The following is a 4,573-nucleotide window of genomic DNA, read 5'->3' as shown; positions in this document are numbered from 1 at the left end:
ATATAAAAAATCCCGGAAAAATTATAATCATGGAAAAAAATGCAAGTTTTTCTTCTCTATAGGTGTGTTTCATATTTAATGAAGCCTTCTGGGTTTTTATAAAAATATGCGGAAATTAGTTTTTTAGGCCATATATAAAAACGGTCATGGATTATATCCATCTTCATTGAAGATGCTTGATTTTTCATTTTTATCAGATCATGCTTATTACCATGAAAATTCATCTGACACCAGATCAAAAACACGCCCTCGAACTGATGCATGATACAACGCGTGATGGACGCGTTCGCGAGCGTATTAAAGCAGTTAGTTCTTTGGCTTCCGAGGGCTGGACTGCACAGATGATTGCTCAGGCTTTGCGTATTGTATTCATGAAAATACTGTCAGTCGTCATCTAAAAGATTATTTCAGTCAGGAAAACTTGCCCCTGAAAATGGCGGCTCTGGCAGCCATCTGTCTTCCAGGCAAGCCACTGAACTGGTTGATTATTTGACGGTTAATCTGATATATACCACTACACAAATTATGGTCTATATCCAGGCATGCTGGCAGGTTTCGCTCACCGTGGCCGGGATGGCCAAATGGCTTCACCGTCAGGGGTTCAGTTACAAGAAGCCGAAGGGGGTTCTTTATAAACTTGATGCGGATAAACAGCAACAATTTATTGAGGCCTACCATGCCCTGAAAGACGAATTTGGCCAAAATAAGCCGATTTTGTTTATTGATGCAATGCATCCCTCACAGCCCACAAGATTAAGCTATGGCTGGATAAAATCAGGGAAGATGTAGGTCAAAGTGGTCGAAACTACCGGTAGCCGTACCCGTATCAACTTGATGGCTAACCTCAATTTACAGTGTATTGAAGAGACCATTATTTGTGAATATCCGAGCATTAACGCGGAAAATGTGGCGTATTTTGGTGCCATTCGGGAGATCTATCCGCTTGCGCAAAAAATTCACATCATTCTGGATGGAGCGGGTTATCACCGTACCGATTTGGTGAAAGATATTGCCTAGATCCTCAACATTGAGTCGCATTATCTGCCGCCTTACAGTTCTAATCTCAATCCCATTGAGCGATTATGGAAATATATGAATGGGCAGCAGGTGCGTAACAATGTCTACTTCGCCACACCGAAAGTGTTTCGCGAGGCAATTCACCACTTTTTTCGTGTCACGCTCCGGGAAAAAGCGGGTGAATTCGTTTGTCGATTGAATGATAATTTCCAGATTTTGAAACCAGCATCTTCAAGTTAGATTGGTACAAATAGTTAGCTGTTGTAATATGCTTCCCGCTTTTTATAGTGTCACATGGCTAAAGTTGATGTTTATTATCGTTCTTGCCACAAATCAAAAAATGTCAAAGAACATGGGAAAGATAACGGTAACCATCACCACTATCACTGCACTGTTTGTCGTAAAATCTTTCAGTAAGAGTACACAGGGCTCCCGCATGAGTTGATTTTTTGTTAAATAGATGTTTCAGAATGGATTCAATACACAATATTTAAGCGAATATGACGTAATGTTGGTTCACCTTATTGCTCTATAATTAACCACACAAGGTGTTCTCATCAAGACTTTAGTGTTAATTAATTGTTTGTTTTAACATGCTGATAACTCATGCGGTTGCCCTGGTAAGAGTACACTCATCAAGCCTGCAATTAAATAGCATATTGTCGATATGACCATAAACAACGGTGGTATTCGTGACACAGTTCGTGTACTGAAGATGGCAACAGGAACTGTGATGAAAACGCTTAAAAACTCCACCCGTGAAACGTAACCACTCTGCTTCTTGGGGGAAGTAACATTCAGCTTATCTGCGGAATAGATGAGCAATGGTCGTTTGTAGGAAATAAGAAAAATCAGCGCTGACTTTGGTATGTTTGGGAACCCCGTATGAAACGAATAGTGGCCCATGCTTTTGGTGATCGCAGCCGAAAAAAGCTAAATGACTTTTCATAATAATGAGGCACTGTGGCTGGCGGTGAGCTTGAATCCTCGCGACGTGAGAAATCAAGCAGCTTCCTACCATTTTGAAAAACTGCTTGAACTTTTGTCATCCTTTCATATCCAGTTTTATTGTACGGGGGATTATGCCGTTTATGATTGTTTTCCTGAGGAAGAGCATCTAACAGGAAAGACGTTTACCCAACGTATAGAGAGTACCAATCTCATCCACCGTACCCGAATAAAAAGGCTGAATCGAAAAACGATAGGTTATTCTAAATCGGAAGAAATGCACGACAAAGTGATAGATGATAGACACTTTCATTGAATGTAAACATTATTAACCCGCGAGGTATTTAGAGCGGATTTTTTGTAGCTGTAAGCCGCATAAAGTCTGGGTTTATAGAACGATGTAAATTGCCGCTCCGTTAATATATTTAATGTGAAATCTAACTATTTAATCCGACATTTCGCACCGCATTCGTAATTTATTGATCTAATTAAAATTTAACATCCGCATGAAATTTATATAATTTATTTAAAATCAATATAAGTCCTCAAGAGAAATTAACTGCAAATTGGTGACCATAGCCTGCTAATAATGTATTAATTTCATCTTCCATGGTCTCCTGAGTCCAGGTAATAAAACGTTGCCAATGGTATTTCGCCTGTTTCCAGACAATTTCAATCAGATTCCGCTCTGGGCTGTAAGCGGGAAGATAAAGTAACATCATATTATGTTCCATCAACCAGCGATGTTTAATTTCTTTATCGATTCCATGATGAATAGGAGCATTATCCAAGACTAAAAATGTCAGACGATTGTCGCCATTTTTTGCCACTTGCTCTAAAAAATCAATCACATCAGTGCGCGTCATGTTGCCTTGTTTTATCTGATAAAACAGGGTGTTATCGGTGTAATTGAGCGCCCCCAACGCTGACCGTCTAACATGATTTTGCGGCTCCGCTTCATGAGGTTCACCCCGTGGGCTCCATCCATATTGCACTGGCGGAGAGGCGGAAAAACCCGCCTCATCAAGGTAAACCAGTCGATAATGACCGGATCGCGCACCCGCCTTAATTTTATTCAATAAGGTCGCTTGTTCAGCAAACGCCACTTCATCGCGTTTAATGAGATGGTTCCCCTCACTCTAACGGCAGTATATTAGCAGCGTGATTATCTTTGATTAGAGGCTACCATCATGCACACCATGACACTGATTGGCATCGATCTTGGCAAGCATTCCTTTCATGTTCATTGTCAGGATCAATCGGGCAAGGCCCTGCTGCGTAAAAAATTCACCCGAACTAAATTGATGAAATTCTTAGCTGACTGCTCTCCGGCAACGGTGGTGATGGAAGCCTGTGCGGGCGCGCATTTCATGGCAAGACGGATCGCTGATTTGGGGCATGAAGCCAGGCTGATTTCACCGCAGTTTGTTCGTCCTTTCGTCAAAAGTAACAAGAATGATTTTATTGACGCGGAAGCTATCTGTGAAGCGGCCTCACGACCCTCAATGCGGTTTGTTCAGCCCCGAACGGAAGCCCAGCAAGCCATGCGCGCCCTGCACCGTGTCCGGGAATCGCTGGTCCGGGATAAAGTCAAAACCACCAATCAGATGCAGGCTTTCCTGCTTGAGTTTGGTATCAGTATGCCCAAGGGCATTGCCGTGATAAAACGACTCTCCACTGTGCTGGCCGAACATCCCCTTCCCCCTTATCTGGTGCAGGTATTACTGCGTTTACAGGCGCATTATCACTATTTGGTTGAACAAATCACCGAGATTGAAACCGCACTGTCACAGGCGATTGCTCAGGATGATACCGGACAACGGCTGATGACTATCCCCGGCATTGGTTTCATCACGGCGAGTGTGCTTTCCTCACAACTCGGTGATGGGAAACAATACGCATGCAGCCGGGATTTTGCGGCCTCGACGGGATTGGTGCCCCGCCAGTATAGTACCGGGGGAAAGACGACCTTATTGGGGATCAGTAAACGGGGTAACAAGACACTCCGGCAACTGCTGGTGCTCTGTGCCCGGTCGTTCATACTCCATATCGAGCACAGGCAGGGAAAACTGGCTGACTGGGTCAAGCAGCAACTTGAACGAAAACATTCTAATATTGTGGCCTGTGCATTGGCTAATAAATTCGCCCGGATAGCGTGGGCTATAACGACACAACACACGGTATTTTCCGCCTGAAGCGGACGTTATTGTGAACTTATTTAAATGTTACCTCACCGGTTTTGCGAAGACTGATAATAGATGACATGAACGGCCTATCGGCCTGATGAGAAACCTGATTTAAAAAATGGCTCTTTGAAGCCGGGCGTTTTTTAAGGTTCATCAGGCGCGGAACTCATCAAGGCGCAGGTATTTTTACCTACCGTGACGCCGGATAGATTGAAGCAAGCCAAAAATTCATCAAAAATCAGTGTTGCAAAAAGGAGGGGAACCATAGATTTTTTAAAGACAGGCGAGCTCGCTTATAGGTTAACCCCTGCTTTTTCAGTGTATTAGCCAATGTCTCCAGCGTACAGGGTAGCGGGCCATGCTTGTCCTCAACTTTCTGTGCGATACGGGCTAACGTCAGCGATTCTGCACGAGCGGATTCG

Annotated in this window: 2 protein-coding genes and 3 pseudogenes; 3 read left to right on the top strand and 2 right to left on the bottom strand. The window is 43.5% G+C overall.

Going from position 1 to position 4,573, the window contains the following annotated elements:
• Positions 1-212: 212 nt before the first annotated feature.
• Together IQ211_RS18065 and IQ211_RS19745 are read left to right on the top strand one after the other, a co-directional pair.
• Positions 213-1,257 (top strand): annotated as a pseudogene (locus IQ211_RS18065) (IS630 family transposase).
• Between the two features lie 418 nt (positions 1,258-1,675).
• Positions 1,676-2,281, top strand: a pseudogene (locus IQ211_RS19745) (IS1 family transposase); the annotation flags it as partial.
• A gap of 229 nt (positions 2,282-2,510) precedes the next feature.
• Here the strand turns inward: IQ211_RS19745 and IQ211_RS18050 are convergent.
• Entirely contained in the window at positions 2,511-3,086 is a 576-nt protein-coding gene (locus tag IQ211_RS18050; protein ID WP_193836436.1) for an IS630 family transposase, read from the bottom strand.
• Positions 3,087-3,155: 69 nt separating this feature from the next.
• Between IQ211_RS18050 and IQ211_RS18045 the strand changes: the two genes are divergently transcribed.
• The gene (locus tag IQ211_RS18045) at positions 3,156-4,160 is read left to right on the top strand and encodes an IS110 family RNA-guided transposase (protein ID WP_189761378.1); all 1,005 of its coding nucleotides are present in this window, start codon (positions 3,156-3,158) and stop codon (positions 4,158-4,160) included.
• A 229-nt stretch (positions 4,161-4,389) separates the two neighbouring features.
• On the opposite strand, the pseudogene IQ211_RS18040 reads toward IQ211_RS18045, so the two are convergent.
• Positions 4,390-4,573, bottom strand: a pseudogene (locus IQ211_RS18040) (winged helix-turn-helix domain-containing protein); the annotation flags it as partial.

This window comes from Xenorhabdus griffiniae, assembly GCF_015163655.1.
GTDB lineage: Bacteria > Pseudomonadota > Gammaproteobacteria > Enterobacterales > Enterobacteriaceae > Xenorhabdus > Xenorhabdus griffiniae.
Note: the sequence above shows the minus strand (reverse complement) of the source record. Positions and strands in the feature narration are given on the sequence as shown.

Bases quoted from the DNA above. Each gene is read 5' to 3' on its own strand.
- IQ211_RS18045 (WP_189761378.1), top strand. From the start codon at position 3,156: ATGCACACCATGACACTGATTGGCATCGATCTTGGCAAGCATTCCTTT.